The following is a 22,554-nucleotide window of genomic DNA, read 5'->3' as shown; positions in this document are numbered from 1 at the left end:
GATTTACGCGCTTCGATAACAATTGCCACCTTGAGCGACGGCTCTGGCCATATGCTTGTCTGCTACTTTAAGTAATTCAACCACAGTATCCCCTTCATTGGGGTACATAGCTATCCCTATGCTGACCGATAGTGCCACATGATCGCCATTGATGGCAAAAGGTGCTGCAAAGGCGCTAATCATGCCATCGGCCACCTGACAGACTTTGTCGAGGTCTTTGGGTCGATTAAGGATTAACACAAATTCGTTGCCGCCAAAGCGCGCTAAGGTATCAGACTTTCTAATCATCTTTTTAAGCTTGCTCGTACCTAGCTTTAGCACTTGATCGCCAATTTGATGATCATATTGCTGATTAACCGTATGCATATTATCGAAACTAATAAACAACACGGCAAAAGGCTGCATCTCGCGTCGATGAAGCAACATTGACTGTTCTAATCTGTCGTCCAGCAAAGTGCGATTGGGCAGCCCTGTCAACGTATCAAAATGTCCCAATTTAACGATCTGTTGCTGCAAGCCGTTATGGCGACGAGCGCCACGCTGAAACGCAAACCAGCTGACCAGGGCGATAAGCACCCCACTAAGCAAGAGTAACAGATAAAAGCTACTGCGCCATGTCAGTTGCGCACTGTGTCCTTGTTCATTGTTACCCAGCCAGCGTTGATAAATCGCTTGTTGCATCTCCACGCTAATCTGTGAAATCGCTTTATCCCAGATCGGTACCAAAGGTTTTAAGCTTGGATGCAGTCCAAAATGACTCTGCTCCTCCGAAAAGTCTGCCAGTACCGACATTTTAAGAGAGTGATAGTCGTCATCCATTAATGCGACTGACATGTTGATGACTTTTTCGATAAAGCCATCGGCCTTCCCTTGAGCAACCGCATCGATACCTGCACGGGTATTGGGCACTAACACCAACTCGATACCATAATCTTTACTCACTAAATTTGAGACCAAATGATAGTCTTCGACGATAGCCAGACGTTTACCGCTGAGTTGTGCCAAATTAAATGCGGTCACTTGATTTAAGTTAGTAACCAACCCCCAAGGTGACGGCCAGTAAGACTCAGAAAACAACAGAGAGGCTTCCCTGTCAGGCGTCTGTGCGACACTGCCTGCAATATCGATGTCGCCGCGTTTTAATGCCGTCAATAACGCATTCCACTCAGTAAACATCACAGGTTTAAGCTTCAGGTTTAACGCTGTAGCTATCTGCTCACTTATTTGGCTATTTATCCCCGCAAACAGGCCTTGTTTATCTTCAAACTCCATCGGTTTCCAAGACTGTAAAAAGCCCATTTTTAGTGCGGGCAATCTGGCTAAATAGGCTTGTTCCTCTGCCGACAGTTTAAGCGGCTGATGTGCATCGGCCACAGTATGATCATCACTATCTATGACCCATTTAGCTTCTATCCTGCCTAATTCTGCCGGGGTTATCAGCTCGAAACCCGCTGAGATACGCTGTGCAAGTCCTTTATCTTCATTGCGAGTGAGTGCGTAGATATCGGTCGTAAAATAGAGCGGGCGGTAAAGATGGAAGTCAGCCCATGCGCCCGCTTTGAGTAGGTAATGTTGCGTCCAAGCCGAAGAAGCGACAAACGCACTAATATGCCCTTGCTGCGCAGCTTCAATCATCTGGTCCACACCCGAATACAGTTTCAACTCCACCTCTGGTAATGCTGCCCTTAATTTATCGATATAGGGAGCCGTTGGCACCGCACCGACAATTTTACCATCCAAGGCCGCCAAATCACTGAGTGGCTGTTTAAAGCTGAATAAGCGACTCTTCACCTGATAGAGCAATTGGGCGCGATGATAGTTAGTTTTCATGGTATCGCTTTCAGGGTACCCAATATGAAAATCGGCACGGTTATACTTTAAGTCATCAAGCGCATTAGCCATGCTCTCTGGTTTAAACTCAACGGGTATGCCGGTTTTTTTAGACCACAAATTCCAAATATCGATATACATACCATGGGGTTGACCATCACCACCGATATCAACAAATGGTTCAATGTTATTTGTGGTTGCTATGACTAACGTTCTGGTATCACGGCTGTAACCAAGCCAATTTTTCTCTATATGCTCCAAGCTCTCTTGGCTAATTTCCGACATCCCAGTGTTAATCTTCTCTAGCAGAGCGCTATCTCCCTTCGTCACCGCAGGTACGATAGCCGTCTTCTTAATTAATATACGATTGTCTAAAGGGAATGCTTCTAATACCGCTCTGCTCACCACTGAATCTTTTAGGTAACCTTCCATCCCAGCAAAAATATCAACCTCTCCATTTAGGACGGCATCCATCAAAGCAGCACGACTGCTATATTCGCTAAACGCAAGGCCATTTACCTGCTGACTGAGTATCGATTGATGTGAAGATCCTCGTACAACCCCAATACGGTATGGAAGCAGCTGCGAAAAGGCGGTTTTATCTTTCAAATTATTACGTAAATAGAGATAGGTACTAACAGAAGTTATGGGGCTGGCAAAATCGAACAGCTCCCGACGTTCATCGGTGATCCCCATTCCCAAATGAATGTCGGCATCACCCTCGGCAAGTTGGATTAAGGAATCTTTCCAATGACGGACAACAAATACGACGGGAGTGTGGGTCTGCGAAGCCCACTCTCGCCATAGGTCGACAAGTAAGCCCTTAGGCTCGCCATTGTCACTTACAAATTGATAGGGATAACTGTCTTCCCCCATGACTAAAACTAATGGCTTCTGACTCTCGGCCGCCGCAAGTAAAAATGAAAAGCAGCAAGTTAAACCGATAAGAAAACGAATAAGTGAGTTCAATGATTATTCCTAGAACGTCATGTCGCTGTAAATTTTTTGTTGTAATTAGGCTATTAGACAGAATTTTATCCATAATTTCCAGTACTACACTTGCTGCTAACTGTTATCATTCGCTAAAATGAAAAATTGATTTTATTAAAAAAACTCTGATGAACTCATCTCAAGACACTATTTACGCCCAAGCTTGTGAAAATATTAGCGACTTTCAATTTGATGATCGAGTTGCCGGTGTGTTTAATGACATGATTAAACGTTCCGTGCCGGGTTACGGACAAATAATCAATACATTAGGTGACTTTGCCGATAAATTCGTGACACCGTCGAGTCATGTTTATGATTTAGGCTGTTCCTTAGGCGCTGCGACACTGAATATTCGTCGCCATATCGATGGCCGCAACTGCCGTATCATTGCGGTGGACAATAGTGAATCAATGGTTGAGCGTTGTTCCCAAAACCTCAGCGCATATGTCAGTGATACGCCGGTCGATTTAGTGTGTGCCGACATACGAGACATTAATATTGAAAATGCGTCAATGGTGGTACTTAATTTCACCATGCAGTTCCTAGCGCCCGATGACCGTGAGATGCTACTGAAAAAAATCCACAACGGCTTAGTGCCCGGGGGGCTATTAGTGTTATCAGAAAAACTCACGTTTGAAGATGCACCAGTCCAGTCATTACTCGATCAACTGCATCTCGATTTCAAACGAGCCAACGGTTACAGCGAACTTGAGATTAGCCAAAAGCGTAGTTCGCTCGAAAACGTAATGAAACCCGACTCGTTACCTCAACATGAACAGCGTCTAAGAGAACAAGGTTTCAGTCATTTTAGCGTATGGTTCCAGTGTTTTAATTTTGCATCTATGGTGGCAATCAAGTGATCAGCTTTAGCTCTTTTTACAAACATATCGCAGACTCGAGTCTGCAGCATTGGTTAGAAACCTTGCCAGCCATATTAGGTAACTGGCAACGTGAGAATAAACACGGTGACCTACCTAAATGGGAAAAAGTGCTCAATAAATTACACTATCCACTACCTGATACCATTAATTTCAGTACCGATGTGATGGTAGGCAGTGGCGAGCAATTAACCCCTGGTGAAAAAGAGAAGCTAGAAAATCTGCTGAAAATCTTTAAACCTTGGCGAAAAGGCCCCTATTCCCTGCACGGTATTCATATTGATACCGAATGGCGATCAGATTGGAAGTGGGATCGAGTACAGCCTCATATCTCGCCACTTAATAATCGCACAGTATTAGATGTAGGCTGTGGCAGTGGTTATCATATGTGGCGTATGCTTGGCGATGGGGCTAAACATGTCGTCGGCATCGACCCTTCACCGCTGTTTCTTTGCCAGTTTGAAGCGGTAAAGCGCATCGCTGGAGATCAACATCCAGTGCACTTTTTACCACTCGGTATCGAAGAACTGCCACCATTAGATGCCTTTGATACGGTATTCTCAATGGGCGTACTCTATCATCGTCGCTCACCCATTGATCATCTATTGCAACTGCGTGATCAACTGCGTGCAGGTGGAGAGTTAGTGTTGGAAACCTTAGTTGTCGATGGTGATGAAAACACGGTTCTGGTTCCTGGTGATCGCTATGGGAAAATGAATAACGTTTGGTTTTTACCATCGGCTAAAGCGTTAGAAGCATGGCTGAAAAAAGCCGACTTCGTGGATGTGAAATGTGTCGATATTGATGTCACCTCACTTGCAGAGCAGCGCAGTACACCTTGGATGCCCAATGAGTCATTGGTCGATTATTTAGACCCTAGTGACATCAGTCTCACTGTCGAAGGATACCCAGCGCCTAAACGTGCAACCTTCGTGGCCACCAAAAATCAACCCAATAAAGATTTGATCTAATTGAAATAGTAAACGGGAAGCACTATGTTAAAGCAGATTATCGCCCTGACCATTGCCACTGCACTTGTCGGTTGCGCAGCAACAAATAGCGCAGACAAACCTCAACCAGTTGATACTTCAACCCTTAGTGCGAGCTTAAATCAGCAGCGCGCTGATATTGAACAGCTCATAAACACTAACCAACAAAATCAAAATCAATCTATTGCAGCATTAAGTCAACAAATAGATACCCTTGCCATCGCCGTGGCCGCTGCTCAACAGCCCGCTGAAGAGAAAATCGTCGAGGTACCTGTTGAGTGTAAGGCATCACCTATTGGTGATAAGTTCGTGCTGGGCGCCGTGGAACATGTCTTCATCGACGAAATCAAAGCCAGTTTTGAAACCCGTATCGACACGGGGGCAGAGTCATCGTCATTGGATGCACACAACATCATCTTGTTTGAACGTGACGGCAAGCAGTGGGTAAGGTTTGACGTATTTACCCAAGGCAGTGACAAAACACCGCAAACATTTGAATCTAAAGTCGAACGATTTGTCCGCATTAAACAAGACTCTGACGAGAAAAGTGATCGCCGTCCCGTAATCCACGCTCATCTACAGATAGGTAAGTATAAAGCGGAGACTGATTTAAATCTGGTCGACCGCAGCCATCTCGAATATCAACTCTTGTTAGGTCGTAAGTTTATGCAAGACATCGCGGTCGTTGATGTGGCGCAAACCTTCATCCATAGCAAAAAATAACTCAGTGTGACAGCAAACTAAAATAGGATATGTCTTCAATGCATTCTAGAAAACCGTTTTACATCTTAGTCGCACTGCTATTTTTAGCGGGAGTCGCTGCCAGTGTGTATCGAGGCATAGAACACAATGTGCCTTTTTTACCTGGCGAACAAGTACAGAGTTGGGCCGTAGATGCTAAAGTAAGCTTTCAGGGCACGGGTGAACCTGCAGAAGTTAAGTTTTCTCTGCCTAATGATCCCGCCTTTGAAATTCTAGTAGAAAATGCGACCTCTCCAGGCTACGGTTTAACTATCGCCAATGACAGTTCTGGTCGACATGCGACTTGGTCAGTAAGGCAAGCTCGTGGTCAACAAGACCTGTATTATAAAGTCACCTTGGTCCCTACAGGAAAAACCCAAGTAATTGCCCAGGCCGAACCTGAGGCGGTGGAGTATAATTGGCCGGCTACAGAGAAAGCCGCTGCAGAGCAGATAATGGATGAAGTCTGGTCTCGTAGCGCAACCAATTTGTCTTTTGCACAACAGCTAAACAAAAGCTTTAATGCCTCTGATCGCAGTCAAAATATCGAACTACTCTTGTCTGGCAACTCTGCCGCGAATCTCTTTGTACAAATGCTCAATAGCAAAGGGATCCCAGCCAAAAAGGTCAATGGACTATTTTTGGAAGATCAACGCCGACGTCAGCAGCTAACAACATTTGTTGAAGTCTATCATCAAGGAGAGTGGTTACTGTTTAACCCAGCAGATGGTAGCCAAGGCCGTCCTGACAATTTACTGATATGGGACAGAACCGGGAAATCAACCTTAGATGTCGTAGGTGGTGTCAATTCGCTGGTCAGCTTCTCAATGTTGCAGGACACACGTTCAGCATTAGCCACCTCTATTGATGTGTTAAAAAACAAAGACGCCTTAGATTTCTCTTTGTATCAGTTGCCGCTAGAAGAGCAAAGCCTGTTTAAGGGGATTTTACTTATTCCTATCGGTGTATTGATGGTGGTATTTTTAAGGGTGATTATTGGGATCAAAACCTCTGGTACCTTTATGCCAGTGCTTATCGCCCTCGCCTTTATCCAAACAACGCTCTTAACGGGCTTAGTTGGCTTTTTACTTATTGTTGCATTTGGCTTAATGATCCGCTCCTATCTATCAGAACTGAACCTGTTACTGATCTCGCGAATATCGGCAGTCATTATTGTGGTGATCGGCATTATCGGCCTCTTCACCTTACTCTCCTATAAATTCGGTTTGAGTGAAGGCTTAACCATCACCTTTTTCCCGATGATCATTCTGGCATGGACCATCGAAAGAATGTCAATCCTATGGGAAGAGGAAGGCGCAAAAGAGGTCGTGGTACAAGGCGGAGGCAGTTTGTTTGTGGCAACCCTAGCCTATCTTGCCATGAGCGCAACGTGGGTACAGCATTGGGTATTTAATTTCCTCGGCATTCACTTAGTGATTTTAGCGATGGTGCTATTAATGGGCCAATACACTGGCTACAAGTTATTAGAACTTAAGCGCTTTAAGCCATTGGCGGGAGAGTAGTCATGTTTCTCGCGCGCCCTCAGGCGCTCAAAGCCCAAGGTATCTTGGGCATGAACAAACGCAATATAGACTTTATTGGACGTTACAACCCACGTAAATATTACAAACGTGTGGATGATAAACTGACCACCAAACAACTAGCACTAGCAAATAATATTGCTGTGCCAGCGCTGATCGGTACGGTATGCCAACAGCATGAGATATCTCACATCCCTGAAATGGTCAATAACAAAGATGGCTTTGTTATCAAACCTTCACAGGGATCGGGAGGAAAAGGGATTTTAGTGATCACTAAGGTGGATAATGGCCACTATTTTAAACCCAATGGCAATGAGGTCACACCCAGTGAGATTGACAGACATGTATCAAACATTCTCAGTGGCTTGTTTTCACTGGGTGGTAAGCCTGATGTCGCTATTGTTGAAGGGCTAATTCAATTTGATCCTGTCTTTGACGGCTACTCCTATGAAGGCGTACCTGATATACGGCTTATTGTTTTTAAAGGTTTTCCTGTGATGGGAATGTTACGTCTATCTACCGCAGCTTCTGACGGCAAAGCAAACTTACATCAAGGTGCTGTCGGCGTGGGATTAGACATTGCCACCGGTAAAGGGCTTCATGCGGTTCAATTTGATAAACCCATTGATTTCCATCCGGACACAGATAAAAAGCTGACAGATATTGTTGTGCCTCATTGGGATACTTTGCTTCATACCGCATCGAAAGCGTATGAGATGAGTGAGTTAGGTTACCTAGGTACAGACATGGTGCTGGATCAACAACTTGGACCCTTGCTATTAGAGCTCAACGCTCGACCAGGGCTGGCTATTCAAATCGCCAATGGTCGAGGTATTTTGCCTCACCTGCGCCATGTCGAACAGATGAAAAACAAATCAATGTCCGTTGAAGAGCGTGTCGCCTATGCTAAAACGCATTTTAGCCATAGCGCTTGCAGCTAGTCTGCATTTGGCGGCGCAAGCCGCCTCGCCTATCGCCCTTCTAAGCCAGCAATGTGTGCAATTTGAGTTGCCAACGGCAACCGCTTTTGCGGCGAATGATGCGGCAAATCAAGCGATCGCACTCGAGCGTGCAACACTTGGGTTGTTTAATTTAAAAGATAGGGTTAATTACTATCGGCAATTTACGTTAAATAGCGACGACAATGAGATGCTTATCCAATGTCAACTGCACTTAGCCGATGAGATGTCTCAATTGCTAAGAAGCCCCGCGCTGATCAATATTGAACGCTCCCTTGCATCATCAGCAGAGCCCGCACATCAAAGATTGCACAGCCGTCTGACTCAGCTCTCTCTTCACCAACATACTCTTGCGCAAAAGGCCCAGCAACATTCCGCTCAAGCCACGATTCTGCACGGCCTTAAATCGCAAGGCTTAACCCTCGATTTTGGTGACACGCTATGCCAACTTAACTTGGCGCCAAGTTTTGAGAGCACTGACAAACCGTTTAATCAGTCAATTGCCTCATATTTAATTAAACAGCAAGACACCCATTGCAAACAGTTGGTGTGGCAGGCCTACCAAACCCGTGCTAAAAGTAAAAACCACGCCGCCCTACGACAGCTGATCGATAGCCAAAATCATCTGGCACAAACCCGCGGGTTTAGCGATCATGCTAGCGATGCACTCAGTGGCCAGTTGCTCGCAACACCTAAGTTACTCAAGCAGTATCTCGATGGCATGACCCATGTAACGCTTTCCCCATGGGAGATTGGCAGCACATTGGCAAACGCGCCCAAAACGCGCGTCACTAAACAAACCAGTGATCAATTTATTAACCAGCTATACCAAGCTTTAGCAATCTTTGACCTGCGCGCCGAAATCATTACGCCTCAGCTACATCGGCTATGGCATGGAGAACGTTTATTGGGCGACATCTACTTCATGGATGGCGCACAAATTCGCGCAACCAGAATACGACAAACCGTTGTCGGAATGCAGTTTGGCCAATTCTCTTTACGCTTACCTATAACCCTTGATAGTTATCGCGATCAGCAGCAGCTATTGACCGAAATGAGTAAAATTATCACCCAATTTAGCCATGGAAGTCGCTATTATCTTGTCAATACGCTAGGCGAAACCCAAGATAGTAGTGCTATCGCACAACATTGGTTGGCACAATATTTAGGCGAGACTTTACTACCAACACTAACTCAATCCAGCCGCGAAGCGATATTACAAACCTTCGCAACTCAACAGAAAGTCTTTCGCAGTAAATTGGCGCTCAACGCTTATCAAATACCGAGTAACGCGTTATACACAAATTTAAATAACCAATTTTACTTAAGCTTTAACCACCACTGGCCAGAAGCTAGCGATGCGATCTACAGTTTTAGTGGTATTGCCAAACAAGGGCCGCTCTATTATCAAGCGCTATGGCAACAGAGTTTAGGACAGTTTCTCTATGTCACCAGCAAGCATCAACACACAATACCAGAGACATTCTCACTATTATTGATAAATGAAGATCATCTCTCCTTGAATGAGCAATTAACACAAGTGTTGGGTAAATCACTCTCCACAACCTCTTTGATTGATAGGATTTTATATGTTCAAGCTAACCCACTTACCTAAGTCAATAGGTGCGATCGCCGCCGCGACGGCGCTGAGTCTTCTTTTAGGCTCTGGCTACGCCAGTGCTGAGGTCAAAGCAAATGACTTAGAACAAGTCCGCGATGGTATACAACAAAGTTTAGAATCACACCTATATCAACTGCCACCGCGCGTACAGGGGCATTATGGTATAAGGCTCTACCGTATGACTGGTGATACACAATATGCCAATTCGGCACTCGTTGATCTTTATGCGGTAGTCGACTCACAAGCCTACTATGCCTGTCAGTTAGATAAGCCGGGCTTTATTGAGCAAGAGGCTAAAGCTGCTATTGTAGTACTGGGTAAAGGTCCACGCGCTAAGGCACGCAAAAAGGCCCTTAAACCTTTCCCTGAGTTCCTCTTCTATACGGATGTATTACTGAGATTTTCTAGCCGAATCGATGAATTTGGCTTAACGGGTCCATGCCATGAAAAGCTTACCAAAGCTCTCAAAAATACCGATCTAAAACCGGGCCTTACCGATAAGGCGATGATAGAGGCTTGGGCAGCACAGCTTATTAACTATGTTTATTGGGCCAAGCAACTCGGTGTGGGTGATTACATTGAAGAGTACAAAACAGCATTTAACGAGGTCTATCCTGATAGTCGTGACAAAAAGCTAAACAAAAAGCAGTTTAGAAACAAAATCTATGGCATGACTCACTTTATCTTTGCTGCCAGTGAATACTATCAACATCAAGTCGACAAGCAGACTTTTGCCTGGATTCTGGACTATTTTGACGCCAATATCGACAGGATCCTTGCCGACGCAACAGATGATATTATCGCTGAGGTGGGCATAAGCTTTCATTTAGCAGGGCTTTCAAATCACCCTGTTGTTAAGAAGACCCAAGCCCATATCATTAATGCATATGACCCAAAAGTCGCCACGATCCCATCACCACGTGGTAACCCAGATCTCGCACTCGGTGAGCACCGTAACGTCCTCGCCATGATGCTACTTAACTGGCCTGAAACGCTGCACCAAGGGCCATATTTCCATAAGCTCAAGGCAACTAAAAAGTATCTTCCTAAGCAGGTAAGCATAAAACCTTAATCATGTAGGCCGAGTAGTCGCTTGGCCACACATTACTCTGGATAGCTAATGAGTCAGTCAAAATCAACACTAGAACAATGGCGTATTTTACAGGCTGTGGTTGACTACGGCGGATACGCGCAAGCAGCTGATAAGTTGAATAAAAGCCAATCATCACTAAACCACGCTGTCGCAAAACTGCAGACACAACTAGGGGTTGCACTACTCGAAGTTAGAGGTCGAAAGGCCTACTTAACCAAAACAGGAGAAGTCTTGCTGCGTCGTTCTAGGCATATTACGCGCTCCGTCACTGAGCTAGAACAGTTAGCCAAGAATTTAGAAAAGGGTTGGGAACCAACCTTGGTTATAGCCAGAGAGATCATCTATCCGATGGATAAATTGGTCGATGCATTAAGTGAATTTGAGCCCTTAAGTCGCGGGACTCGTATCACTATTTTAGACTCTGTGATCACTGGAACCCATGAGTTAATCGAAGCAGAGAAAGTCGATATCGCCATCGTCGGTAGCCCAACACCTAAGGGTTTCTTGGCCGAACCACTCACCGAAATAGAGTTTACCTTGGTTTGTCCCCCTTCGCATCCCTTGGCTCAGCTCACTGCGCCAATCGACGATCGCACCTTAGCGGAACACTTGCAAATTGTCATTAAAGATACAGGCCAACTATCCCAAATAGATATTGGCTGGTTAAAGGCTGAGCGTAGATGGACGGTAGCAAATTTTCATGAAGCTTTATCAATACTCCATAAAGGGCTTGGTTTTTGCTGGATACCCACGCATCTTGTTTTCCCGCTTATTGAACAGGGCAAACTGCATCAACTAACCCTCAATGGCAGTAGTCACCGGCGAGTTGTATTGAGCTTAACCGTGCCCAATCGCGACAACCAAGGACCCGCATCAAAATTGCTAGAACAGCTGATCTTGGCGCAACATTAAAAACAGTGAGAAATTAGAAAAGATAAGGCTTATATGTAGAACATAGATATCAATCAGACCGTGAAATCAATCGCATTAGACGTACTTATTTGTGATTGAGACTGGTACATACCACTAATGGCATGGTCTTGATAATGGTTTGACTACTCTGCCGGACTAGATGCCAAAATTTGTCGACTAATGTGTTCAATGCTACGAGAAGGCGAACGATTGTCATCTAGGCCTGATGGTGAATCGACTCTAGAAGCCGAGATCCGCCCATTTCCATCAACTTTGCCAGCGATCTGAGTTTGTATTGGCTCCGGAAAAACGACCCCTTTAATAGCATTTTCCGCACCGATCAGCGGCGCCATATCAGCGACGGTCACGGCTTTCTCCTGCCGCTCTATAGCTAGTTGGCTTTTCGCCTCATTCATTTTACGCAGCGCTTCGCTTGCCACACGGATATCTGCCATTGACGGCTGAGCAGGTGCCATCGCGGCCGCATAAACTTGTTTCATTTTATTGACTGTTGCGAGCGGATCCCCTGAGACCACTGAGATATCAATCGCCACCTCACCATCTACGGCATAACGCTTTCCATCACTGCCCTGCTCATACTTAAAACTAGGACTGCGAGCAAAATTCCCCCCCACGTTGGCGTGCGCTTGTTCATGAGCTTTCACCTCGGCATCACGTTTAGCTAGCGTATCAAGCTCAATCTGCTGCCTCAATGCCTCCGCGCGGTCACTCGCTTGGCTATCTGAGTTGCGATCTGTATCTTGCTCCTCATCAAAAGGTGAATAATCTTGAGTAGCTTGAGCTGCATTAGTGTCCTTATCGGCTGCCTCTTGATTATCAAATATCGGCTCAAAATCCTTGTCAGTAGGCGTTAATTGGACGTCTGTTTGTGGACTTTGGCCAACACCATTAGCATTAGGAGATATCGACTGACTGGGGCGAGGTTCCGCTTGAGATGCGCCACTTGCCACGCTGTTAATTAAGCCTGCGAGACTCATTGGCCCTTGGGACAAACTGAAACTTGTCGAGCCTATATCAGATTGAACCGAAGTGATCTCTGGACTCGTGAAACCGCCAGTCTCGGCGGTAGAGAGCGATGCTACAGATATAGGAGTAGAGAGTGGTGCAGCGACAGCCTTTCCCTTTGGGCTGGACACGGTGGCTGTCTGAGAAGGAGAAAAACTTGTACTGCTTTTGACAACAGAAATCGGCGAAACAGTTGCCTGATTCACCGATGATGAAGGCGCAGAGATAACGCCATTCACTAGGTTATACCTTTATATCAATCACAGTACCTAGCGTTTCATTTGAAACTTCCAGTACTTCAACTGCCGCTTCCCCTTGCTGGCCAGCTTCTACTGCAGAAACCAACGCAGAGGTTTTATCAACCGCTTCCACAGGCTGTGCTGTTTCTGATTGCAATGCTTCAGTGGATTGATTAACAGGCTGTGCTAGTTTTGCAACATCTACCGTTGCTTGAGTTAACCCAGATTGAGCACTTTGCAGCCCTGATAATCCAGATGAGAAACTTGATGGAATTTCCATACCACGCACTCCGATCCGCTATACACATATTTAGTACAATTATTGGCCAAATTTACTTAAAAGTACAGTAATAACGAGGCTTATACGGTTCTAATCAGACAGAGTAGGTCGCCAGCCACGCTCCCAATCTTTCCAAACTGGCACAAACCCTCGAGACTTCATAACATTAGCCACTTCTTCTGCACTACGATCGTCACTAATCTCAAATTGATCCAGTTCAGTATCCGGACTGACGTAACCACCAGGTTGAGTCGAGCTGCCCGCACTCATTTGAGTAATACCTAACCCTAATAAATTATCTCTAAGACTCGTTGATTCGCGGGTAGACAGGCTGATCTCAAGCTCTGCGTTGAACAACCTAAATGCACAAATCAGCTGCACAAGTCCTCTGTCAGTTAACTCAACCTTAGGGGCGATGCCACCGACACAAGGACGTAGGCGCGGTAACGATATACTGTAACGAGTGCGCCAAAACTGCTTTTCTAAATAGTCCAAATGATGACCCATCAAGAGAGCGTCTAGGCGCCAATCATCAAGGCCTAACAACACTCCTAGGCCAATTTTGTCAACACCTGCTCGCGCAATACGTTCGGGCGACTCAAGCCGATATTGAAAATCTTGTTTTTTACCCCGAGTATGATGCGCTTGATAGGTTATTGGATTGTAGGTTTCCTGATATAGCATCACTGCATCTAAGCCAAGTTCCACTAAATCATGATATTCGCTCTCCTTCAATGGTTGCACCTCCATGGCAACATAACTAAATTGGCGTTTAACATCAGGTATCATTGAGGCAAAATAATCTATTCCCACCTTAGTTTCATGCTCACCCGAAACAATTAGAATCGAGTCAAAACCCTGTGACTTTATCACCGCCATTTCGGCCTCAAGCTCTCTGTGATTGAGCACTTTCCGCTTGATTTTGTTGCTCATGCTAAAGCCACAATAATCACACTCATTGGCACAAAGGTTAGACACATACATAGGTAGGTACATACCAATATTTCTACCAAAACGTTGACGAGTTAACCCTGCCGCTTGTTGTGCCATCCGCTCTAAGTAGGGCTCTGCCGCCGGCGAAAGCAAGGCTAACAGACCCGATAGATCGCCCTGACACCCCAACAACGCCGATTCGACATCTGCAGCCGTTGCGTTATAAAGTGACATCTGCAACTGCGCTCTTGGTAGAGCCTGTAAGCATTCATAAAAGCTCATTTTAGCTCCTAATCCAAAAAGGCTGTTAAAGGCGCTTGCTGGGGACTGGTATGTTGCGCAACAGCACTGACTTTTCCTAGTCCTGCTAAGTATGCAGAGCGTCCAGTGTCAACGGCCTCGGCAAAACAGCGCGCCATCAAGATTGGATCAGCGCTGCTCGCAATCGCCGTGTTCACCAATACAGCATCGGCACCTAGCTCCATCGCCTGCATCGCCTGAGATGGTGTACCGATCCCCGCGTCCACAACCACGGGCACCTTTGCTTGGTCAATGATGATCTTAAGGAAGGTTTCCGTGGCTAACCCCTGATTAGATCCAATAGGGCTACCAAGGGGCATCACTGCAGCGCAGCCCACCTCCTCCAACCGCCGACAAAGAACAGGATCGGCATGCACATAAGGCAGCACCACATAGCCCTTATTACACAAAGTCTCAGCAGCTTTTAGGGTCTCTATCGGATCGGGCATTAAATATTTTGGATCGGGGTGGATCTCCAGTTTTATCCAATGAGTGCCCAACACTTCCCGCGCAAGTTCCGCCACAAATACCGCTTCTTGGGCATTTCTTGCTCCCGAAGTGTTAGGCAGCAATTTGATATTGCTCCCTTGCAAAGGCCTTAATATGTCATCACTGCCTGAGTGGAAGTCGAGTCGCTTCATTGCCATCGTCACCAGTTGTGATCGACTGGCTTCAATAGCTGCAAGCATCGTATTCGCACAAGCGTACTTTCCCGTCCCGGTAAATAGACGAGAGTCAAACACGGTATCAGCAATTTTTAACATATTATCCTCCCGCGACAACGCCAAACAGTTCGATCTCATCATCGGCTTCACAAGGAGTGATTGCCCATAAGGTTTTTGGCACCACTTGCCCCCCTCTAACCAGCGCCACACTGTTTAGGTTGACCTGGTAAGACAATAACAATGTCTCGAGTGATTCATCCTTCGATACGGTAAACGGCTCACCGTTCACCTTGATGTTAATTTGATTCATCTGTTCTCTCCTTCACTTTAGTGTGGCAAACCGCGCATGAGGGATCTCTTGCAAGCGTGGCGTGGCGAGTTACCATTGACAAGCCGTCAAAACGCAGCAGCTCGCCAGCGTTAGGCGTTATCTTGGCAATGTGCTTTATCGCCTGTAATGCTTGCATCGATGCCATTACCCCAACCATGGGCCCTAATACACCAGTGGTACTGCAACGTTGACTGACTTTTAGCTCACAGGGAAACAAACAGTGGTAACAGCCCCCTTGGGGATAACGAACAAGATCCACTGTAAGTAGCTGGCCACTAAAATGAACGGCTGAGGCGATAACGCTTGGAATACTGTCGCGGACACAGCATAGGTTGATAAGCTGACGAGTTTCAAAATTGTCACTGCAATCGAGCACCAATGATGCATCCTTTAAAAGCAAGCTCGCGTTGGCGTTGTCGATGAAGCAATCTGCTGCGATGAGATCACAATCAGCATAAACGGCACGCAGTTTATCGGCGCAAACCTTAGCTTTATTTTTACCACTATCTCGTGCGGCGAAAATAAGCTGGCGAGGCAAATTGCTCACCTCTACGCTATCTCCATCAATCAAGGTAAGACGCCCAACCCCTGCAGCCGCTAAATATTGCGCACATAAGTTACCTAGCCCACCAATACCGACAATTGCAACATGAGCGCTCATCAGTGCCGTTTGACCATACTCCCCCAGTTCTGGCAGCAATATCTGCCTTGAATAGTGAATAAACTGCTCATCATTCAGTGACATTTATTGCCTCCCAGCCTTGGCTTAAAGTACGGTAAGCGTCAGCTGGCGATAGTGCATTGCTCACCGCTCGCACTACTGCCACATTGTTAACACCAGTGGCTTTGACGGCAGCCAGGTTATTAATATCTATGCCTCCTATGGCAACACTTGGAAAATGGTTCTCCAGCAGTTCCGCGTAGTGCCTCAGCCTGTCTAGCCCTTGTGGTAATGAGGGCATCTCCTTTGTTGTGGTCGCAAAGATATGGCCGACTGCGATATAGGATGGCTTGATCTGCGCGGCAAGTAGCAGCTCAAAATAGCCATGACTCGACACACCGAGCGCGATACCCGACTGTAATATCACAGCTAAATCAGCGTGGTAGAGATCTTCTTGTCCCAAATGAATACCCGATGCGCCATGAGTTATTGCGAGTTGCCAATGGTCATTTATAAAGACTTGCGCTTGATAGGTCTCCCCTAAACTTATTGCTTGCTGGATTTTTTGCTCAAGGAGCGGATCATCAACTGATTTAACCCTAAGTTGTATCGTTTTTGCACCTGCCTTTAATAGTGATTCCAACACTGCAATTGAGCTCACTACGGGGTAAACCCCAATCGATGTGTCTAGCTTTTTAAAGGCACTTGCTGCTTGTAAGCTGGGGCCATCATCGAATGAAGCAATCGAAGGAAACATTTCAAGACTCTTCGGCCAACCGGTTCTCGCCAATGGGCCGGGGCCATCTCCTAGCTGATAACCATCACGGATCCCTGCAGTTACATAGGCCTTAGCAATCACCACGGCATCATGTAATACATAGCCCTTTGCCATAGCTGCGGCGATGGCAGATGAGAGCGAGCAGCCACTACCATGATTATTACGGCTGTCGACACGCTGGCTGCTGAGCATAAATTGTCGATGTTGGTGTCGTGCTGATACCCTATCCACCTCAGCGCAAACATAAAGATCCTTTGCGCTATCTTTGTGCCATAAGCCGCCTTTATCCCCCCCTTTAGCAAGAATGTTACACCCTAAGGTGCTGGCCAATGTTGTCGCCGCGAGGCTGACTTCGCTAAGCGTGTTGAGCGGCTTCCTCATGAGTACTGACAGTTCGGCGCTATTGGGCGTAAACAAGGTTATCAGCCCGGTTAATGGCGAAAAATCTAACCCATTAGCCAGTGCATCGCCACAACTTGCCACCATTACAGGGTCAACAACCACTGCAATACTCACCCCATGACGCGTTTGATAGTCAGTTAAAATGATGGCTAACCAATTGGCTAGCGCATTGATCTGTGCTTGATTGCAGAGCAAGCCCACCTTGATCGCATTAGGCGGTAAATCCTTAAGCAAGCAATTAAGTTGCTGCAGCATTAAGTCAACGCTGACGGGCTCTACCTGCTCAACCGCAACAGAATTTTGTACCGTCAACGCAGTGATCACAGTGCAGCCGTGACAACCTAAGTCGTTAATGGTAGCAAGATCGGCTTGAATTCCAGCACCACCACCACTGTCGGAGCCAGCGATAGTCCAAACAATGGACTTACTGATAACGCTATCCATCTTTACTCCTCGCAGCTTTCTAGCGTTGCTGGCTTAGGGCTATGGTAGAGTGCGGCACCAGCATTTTTAAATTGCGTCGACATCTTGGCCATACCAGCATCAATCTCTTCATTAGCGCTGCTAGGAAATGCCTGTGCTGCTTTTACTTCAATGGCCTGAGCCGCTGCATATTCGCGTACTTCTTGGGTGATCTTCATTGAGCAAAATTTAGGGCCACACATAGAGCAGAAATGGGCCACTTTGGCAGATTCTTGCGGCAAGGACTCATCGTGATAAGCCCGAGCGGTATCAGGATCCAATCCCAAGTTGTATTGATCTTCCCAGCGAAACTCAAAACGCGCTTTTGACAGGGCATTATCGCGCATTTGTGCACTAGGGTGCCCCTTGGCCACATCGCCAGCATGAGCGGCAATTTTATAAGTAATTAACCCTTGCTTAACGTCCTCTTTGTTTGGCAAGCCTAAGTGCTCTTTAGGGGTGACATAACAGAGCATCGCACAGCCATACCAAGCAATCATCGCAGCGCCAATGCCAGAGGTGAAATGATCATAACCAGGCGCAATATCAGTGGTTTGTGGGCCCAACGTGTAAAATGGCGCTTCGTCACAAAGCTCAAGCTGTTTGTCCATATTCTCTTTGATAAGGTTCATCGGAATATGACCTGGCCCTTCGATGATGGTTTGCACATCATATTTCCATGCAACCTTAACCAACTCGCCTAATGTCTCAAGCTCTGCAAATTGCGCTTCATCGTTAGCATCAGCAATGGAACCTGGGCGCATACCATCCCCCAAAGAGAGTGACACATCATATGCCGCACATAATTGGCAAATCTCTTCAAAATGCTCATACAGGAAGTTTTCTTTATGGTGAGATAAACACCATTTGGCCATGATGGAACCACCGCGAGACACCATGCCGGTTAAACGTTTTGCCGTCATAGGTACGTAACGGAGTAGCACACCTGCATGAATGGTAAAATAGTCCACCCCTTGCTCTGCCTGTTCAATCAAGGTGTCTCTAAACACCTCCCAGGTTAATGCTTCAGCCACGCCGTTAACCTTCTCCAGTGCCTGATAAATGGGCACTGTGCCAATAGGCACTGGTGAATTACGAATGATCCACTCTCGCGTTTCATGAATATATCGACCCGTTGATAGATCCATCACGGTATCTGCGCCCCAACGTGTCGACCATACCAGCTTCTCAACTTCCTCTTCGATGGATGAAGTCACCGCAGAATTACCAATATTGGCGTTCACCTTCACCAAGAAGTTTCGCCCAATGATCATAGGTTCAGCTTCAGGATGATTGATATTTAACGGAATAATGGCTCGTCCACGGGCGACCTCTTCACGCACAAACTCTGCTGTGATCGCCGGTCCAATTGCCGCGCCAAAGCTCTCGCCTGGGGCTTTGCGCTGCAAAATCTCGTCGCTCACCTCACTGCGCGCCATGTTCTCTCGAATGGCGACATACTCCATCTCCGGGGTAATGATCCCCTGACGGGCATAATGCAATTGCGTCACGGTTTTGCCCGCTTTGGCGCGGCGCGGCGCAAGTAAAGAATCAAAACGCAGATGATCAAGGCCCTCGTCAGCAAGGCGTTGCTGGGTAAAACCTGAACTCACGTTGGCTAGTAGTTCAACATCTTGACGCTCAATAATCCATGGCTCACGCAGTTTCGGTAGGCCCAAACGAACATTAATATCCGCAGTAGGGTCTGAGTAAGGACCCGCACAGTCGTAAACGTTTAACGGCAGATTAGGCTCGAAAATTGGGGCATTATCCTCCCCACCAATCAAGGTATCAGCTTGGCGAATTTGACGCATGCCGACACGCAGATCGGGACGACTGCCTACAAGGTAGATCTTGTCTGAATTAGGGTGTTGTAACGGTTTAAGATTATCAATAAATTGTTGAGCTTGCGCTCGGGTTTCACGACGATTTGACATAAGCAATCTCACTTTCTTAGTAGAATGAAGTTGCTTGTCTGGAGAGATGAGAGTTGATAGCGCAGGCGATTTATCCCACTTAACAGTGGTAAAATTTAGCCTCAACGACACCTTTTTTGCTCGCAAAGAGTGAACAGAAAAAGATGAAGATTATGCTTGTTTCCTTCGCAGGGACTAACCTGATCAGGTTCAACGGATCCCGAATAAACGGTCTCAGCCAATTGGCACTCCGACAAGAGGCAGCCAGTATAAGCCCAAGCCTACGAGCGAAACAAGCACTAAATACCAAGGGTGAAATCAAAAAAAATCATAGGAATAAATCAGAAATATGCCATTTAAAAACAATAGCTAAAATAATAATCTGTACATATAAACGGATAATTAAAGATTTCCAATCAAATATTGAGATGGGTGTTAGCGGCTTTTTTGACTCACCCCCATCTTAGTTAACCTTTCATCCAGTGCTTTTTTCAATGCTTGCTTAACGTTATCGCCACCACATTTAAACGGGTAACCTATATTCTCTGCATAGGGGTTAATCTGCGTCGCTACCGATACGATGCGATAACAAGTATCGCCATGTTTCACAATTCGATTGGGGTCCACTCGGCTATCTAAACTCAGCGCATTGCTGAACTCATCAACTTGAGGCAAAACCAGCTCTACCATATCGCTATCCATAACGCTCAATGATCGCGGTTGAGTATAACGATTGGCTTGCTTAGCGATGAGCTGTTCTAGAGCGTTCTGACGCTGTCGATTTAGGTAGCTCCCTGTCATCTGATTAATGCTCATACTAGGCATTGATCCCTTCAGTGATTCAGCTTCAGGGACCGAAGGTCTGTTTGCCGCATTATTATCTGTTTCCTGTGATGGATGAATAGCGACACTGGACTCGGTGGTGACCACATCTGCGACATCTGCGACATCGTCGATGCTTGGGGAGCGTAGCCCCCCTGTGTCACGCATTGCTGGCGTTGGCGTATTAATACGCACTTGAGGCACATCAATGCTTAGCACCTTACTATCCAGAGTGTTGCTCTCTGATTGGCGAGTTTCGTCAAATTGTTGTAAATGTGCCTGGCTAAACATATACGCCTTAATTGGAACAGGCTTAGCGCTTTGCGGCGCAAGGAGTGGATCCGTTTGAGATTGCCAGCTAAGTTGCATCAGCAGTAGAAAAACTAGGTGAACGAACAATGCCCCAGCACATGGAATAAGTAGAGAGTTTAGCCTGCTCCCATGTTGGCGCACTGCCATCTCAAGCTTAAAGCGGAGATCAGCGTCGAATTTTATCAGATGCTTGTCATCGACAGTGGTTCGAGTAGCCGTGAATGCTCGATTTGCTGCTTGATGAAACAAGCCTTGTCTCTTAATACTTAACTTAGCGTCTGCTCGCAATGTATCTTTCCTTAGATACGCCTAACACCTTTTAACGTGACTAATTTGAAAGCAGACAAACAAAAAAGTTCAACGGCCCCACTGAACAGCAAGATAAGAGCAGTATCAACAGCCAAAATCAGTCATACTAAGTTAGTAATAGTGGGCTGGTCACCAGATCTTTTTGACTAGGCAAAAACTAGGCTTACACGTGTACGCCAGGATATAGATTTAGCAAGCTGTAACTGTTAAACTCCTACTTTGTGGTCAAACCAGATGAGCAAAGATACTATGCAGAGCCAGTCCATCGTAATAAATAGCGAAAAGTCAATATCTAAGGCAAAACCTGCTTATAGCAGTAGAGAGGAATTTGCCAATGCGATTAGCCATGGACTTGGGATTATTGCGGGGATTATAGCGCTTATCTTTTCGATCATTAAAGGTGTTGATACCCTTACGCCTGTACAGTTATTCGGTGTTATCCTTTATTGTAGCAGTATTATTCTCCTGTTTTCCTGCTCGACGCTCTATCACAGTGTCAGTGATGTAGGTTTAAAGCATAAGCTTAAAATCGCTGATCACTGCGCTATCTACCTGCTGATTGCAGGTACTTATACGCCCCTCATGCTCATTGAACTCAATAACAGTCAAACAAACTGGATTCTGTCTGCGATCTGGATCATCGCCATTGGTGGCGTACTTTTCAAGACCCTGTTTATTCACCGTTTCAAAGTATTCAGCGTTATTCTTTATCTAGTGATGGGTTGGCTGTGTGTGTTCGTTATGAACGACTTGATCGCGGCTATGAGCCCACTCGGATTCAGTCTCCTGCTGATAGGCGGTCTGTTTTATAGTGTTGGAGTGATCTTCTATGTGGTAAAACGTATCCCATATAATCACGCCATCTGGCACTTATTTGTACTGGGTGGTGCCTTAAGCCACTTTCTATGCATTTACCTCACAGTGATCTAATTATCCCGAGTTCTGGTTAATTATCTATCGTCCCTTAAAGGTAACTATCCGTTATGCAAAGCAAACGCTTGCTGTAACCGTTTAGCCTCTGCACTCATTCCCGCATGGGAAAACAGTAAGGCAATACACTCTAAGGTGCACAATCCCCCTTCGAGCTGATTGCGCCTTAGCTGGTATTGAGACCGTGCTGTCGTGCTCAGACTTAGTTTACTCGCCTGTTGCAGATAAGGGCTTTGGCGCATCATTTTACGCGCCTCTTGCCATGTAGCGTCTAAGATAACAATCGACTTATGGGCAAGGCTATCAATATCCGTTAACCTCTCATAGTGGTGCACAGATTTATTGCCACTCTGTTGTTTCACTGATATCTCATCATCAAAACCATTCACTGGTTTTTCAGCCACCTCAGAGGCAGGAAAAAGTAAAATGGCCGTTCCAGTTTCACACGCTAATTGCAATGGTTTATCAGGCTGGACCCGTGACCAGATCACCTTACGACAGTATTGTGGGAAATGCACTAACGCAAGCTTGCCAGTATTGGTTACTCGGCTGAGTTCTCGTTCATGGGTAAGTAAAATGATCTGCATTAAACCAAGTAAAACCTAAGCATTAAGATAAAGAACACGAGTATAAC

At 46.1% G+C, this 22,554-nt stretch carries 20 protein-coding genes and 1 riboswitch; of the genes, 9 read left to right on the top strand and 11 right to left on the bottom strand.

The window, feature by feature from the left end:
• Positions 1-3: 3 nt before the first annotated feature.
• On the bottom strand, positions 4-2,799 hold the full coding sequence (locus tag L876_RS0117665; RefSeq protein WP_037429174.1) for a transporter substrate-binding domain-containing protein: 2,796 nt from the start codon (positions 2,797-2,799) through the stop codon (positions 4-6).
• Positions 2,800-2,948: 149 nt separating this feature from the next.
• Here L876_RS0117665 and cmoA point away from each other — a divergent pair, with 149 nt between their 5' ends.
• Genes cmoA through L876_RS0117625 form a run of 8 tightly spaced genes read left to right on the top strand, consistent with a single transcriptional unit; the run spans position 2,949 to position 11,554 of the window.
• Positions 2,949-3,680 carry a carboxy-S-adenosyl-L-methionine synthase CmoA gene (cmoA, locus tag L876_RS0117660; RefSeq protein ID WP_028765012.1) on the top strand — a complete coding sequence of 244 codons (732 nt, stop codon included), beginning with the start codon at positions 2,949-2,951 and terminating at the stop codon, positions 3,678-3,680.
• Positions 3,677-4,669, top strand: a complete 993-nt coding sequence (gene cmoB, locus L876_RS0117655; protein WP_028765011.1) for a tRNA 5-methoxyuridine(34)/uridine 5-oxyacetic acid(34) synthase CmoB — start codon at positions 3,677-3,679, stop codon at positions 4,667-4,669. The genes cmoA and cmoB overlap by 4 nt, the downstream gene beginning before the upstream one ends.
• A gap of 24 nt (positions 4,670-4,693) precedes the next feature.
• A complete protein-coding gene (locus L876_RS0117650) occupies positions 4,694-5,410 on the top strand; it encodes an ATP-dependent zinc protease family protein (RefSeq protein ID WP_028765010.1) in 717 nt (238 codons plus the stop codon).
• A 38-nt stretch (positions 5,411-5,448) separates the two neighbouring features.
• Positions 5,449-6,951, top strand: coding sequence for an inactive transglutaminase family protein (locus tag L876_RS0117645; protein WP_028765009.1), 1,503 nt, complete (start codon positions 5,449-5,451; stop codon positions 6,949-6,951).
• Between the two features lie 2 nt (positions 6,952-6,953).
• Positions 6,954-7,910 carry an alpha-L-glutamate ligase-like protein gene (locus L876_RS0117640; RefSeq protein WP_028765008.1) on the top strand — a complete coding sequence of 319 codons (957 nt, stop codon included), beginning with the start codon at positions 6,954-6,956 and terminating at the stop codon, positions 7,908-7,910.
• Positions 7,873-9,543, top strand: a complete 1,671-nt coding sequence (locus L876_RS22065) for a hypothetical protein (protein ID WP_051413180.1) — start codon at positions 7,873-7,875, stop codon at positions 9,541-9,543. The genes L876_RS0117640 and L876_RS22065 overlap by 38 nt, the downstream gene beginning before the upstream one ends.
• Complete coding sequence (locus tag L876_RS0117630) at positions 9,518-10,621, top strand: DUF3541 domain-containing protein (protein WP_028765007.1); 1,104 nt, start codon at positions 9,518-9,520, stop codon at positions 10,619-10,621. The genes L876_RS22065 and L876_RS0117630 overlap by 26 nt, the downstream gene beginning before the upstream one ends.
• Before the next feature lie 48 nt (positions 10,622-10,669).
• A complete protein-coding gene (locus L876_RS0117625) occupies positions 10,670-11,554 on the top strand; it encodes a LysR family transcriptional regulator (protein WP_028765006.1) in 885 nt (294 codons plus the stop codon).
• Between the two features lie 143 nt (positions 11,555-11,697).
• Here L876_RS0117625 and L876_RS22060 read toward each other — a convergent pair whose 3' ends face one another.
• The 9 genes from L876_RS22060 to L876_RS22350 form a co-directional block, all read right to left on the bottom strand.
• Positions 11,698-12,819: a putative metalloprotease CJM1_0395 family protein gene (locus L876_RS22060; protein WP_051413179.1), complete on the bottom strand. Its 1,122-nt coding sequence runs from the start codon at positions 12,817-12,819 to the stop codon at positions 11,698-11,700.
• 4 nt (positions 12,820-12,823) lie between these two features.
• Positions 12,824-13,099 (bottom strand): hypothetical protein, encoded by a 276-nt coding sequence (locus L876_RS0117615; protein WP_028765005.1) that lies wholly within the window; start codon positions 13,097-13,099, stop codon positions 12,824-12,826.
• 90 nt (positions 13,100-13,189) lie between these two features.
• Entirely contained in the window at positions 13,190-14,314 is a 1,125-nt protein-coding gene (thiH, locus tag L876_RS0117610; protein WP_028765004.1) for a 2-iminoacetate synthase ThiH, read from the bottom strand.
• Between the two features lie 8 nt (positions 14,315-14,322).
• Positions 14,323-15,096 carry a thiazole synthase gene (locus tag L876_RS0117605; RefSeq protein ID WP_028765003.1) on the bottom strand — a complete coding sequence of 258 codons (774 nt, stop codon included), beginning with the start codon at positions 15,094-15,096 and terminating at the stop codon, positions 14,323-14,325.
• Between the two features lies 1 nt (position 15,097).
• Positions 15,098-15,307, bottom strand: a complete 210-nt coding sequence (gene thiS / locus L876_RS0117600; RefSeq protein ID WP_028765002.1) for a sulfur carrier protein ThiS — start codon at positions 15,305-15,307, stop codon at positions 15,098-15,100.
• Positions 15,294-16,073 carry a HesA/MoeB/ThiF family protein gene (locus L876_RS0117595; RefSeq protein ID WP_028765001.1) on the bottom strand — a complete coding sequence of 260 codons (780 nt, stop codon included), beginning with the start codon at positions 16,071-16,073 and terminating at the stop codon, positions 15,294-15,296. Before L876_RS0117595 ends, thiS begins: the two co-directional genes overlap by 14 nt.
• Positions 16,060-17,613, bottom strand: coding sequence for a thiamine phosphate synthase (thiE, locus tag L876_RS0117590; RefSeq protein ID WP_028765000.1), 1,554 nt, complete (start codon positions 17,611-17,613; stop codon positions 16,060-16,062). The genes L876_RS0117595 and thiE overlap by 14 nt, the downstream gene beginning before the upstream one ends.
• Before the next feature lie 2 nt (positions 17,614-17,615).
• Positions 17,616-19,568 carry a phosphomethylpyrimidine synthase ThiC gene (thiC, locus tag L876_RS22055; RefSeq protein ID WP_037429169.1) on the bottom strand — a complete coding sequence of 651 codons (1,953 nt, stop codon included), beginning with the start codon at positions 19,566-19,568 and terminating at the stop codon, positions 17,616-17,618.
• A gap of 143 nt (positions 19,569-19,711) precedes the next feature.
• Positions 19,712-19,810, bottom strand: a riboswitch (TPP riboswitch).
• A 172-nt stretch (positions 19,811-19,982) separates the two neighbouring features.
• The gene (locus L876_RS22350; protein ID WP_028764999.1) at positions 19,983-20,969 is read right to left on the bottom strand and encodes a hypothetical protein; all 987 of its coding nucleotides are present in this window, start codon (positions 20,967-20,969) and stop codon (positions 19,983-19,985) included.
• 270 nt (positions 20,970-21,239) lie between these two features.
• Between L876_RS22350 and trhA the strand changes: the two genes are divergently transcribed.
• Positions 21,240-21,920, top strand: coding sequence for a PAQR family membrane homeostasis protein TrhA (trhA, locus tag L876_RS0117570; protein WP_028764998.1), 681 nt, complete (start codon positions 21,240-21,242; stop codon positions 21,918-21,920).
• A 44-nt stretch (positions 21,921-21,964) separates the two neighbouring features.
• Here the strand turns inward: trhA and L876_RS0117565 are convergent, their stop codons facing one another.
• Complete coding sequence (locus L876_RS0117565; protein WP_028764997.1) at positions 21,965-22,507, bottom strand: tRNA-uridine aminocarboxypropyltransferase; 543 nt, start codon at positions 22,505-22,507, stop codon at positions 21,965-21,967.
• Positions 22,508-22,554 lie beyond the last annotated feature (47 nt).

The organism is Shewanella colwelliana ATCC 39565 (genome assembly GCF_000518705.1).
Taxonomy (GTDB): domain Bacteria; phylum Pseudomonadota; class Gammaproteobacteria; order Enterobacterales; family Shewanellaceae; genus Shewanella; species Shewanella colwelliana.
This window is presented reverse-complemented; position numbering and strand designations above follow the sequence as displayed.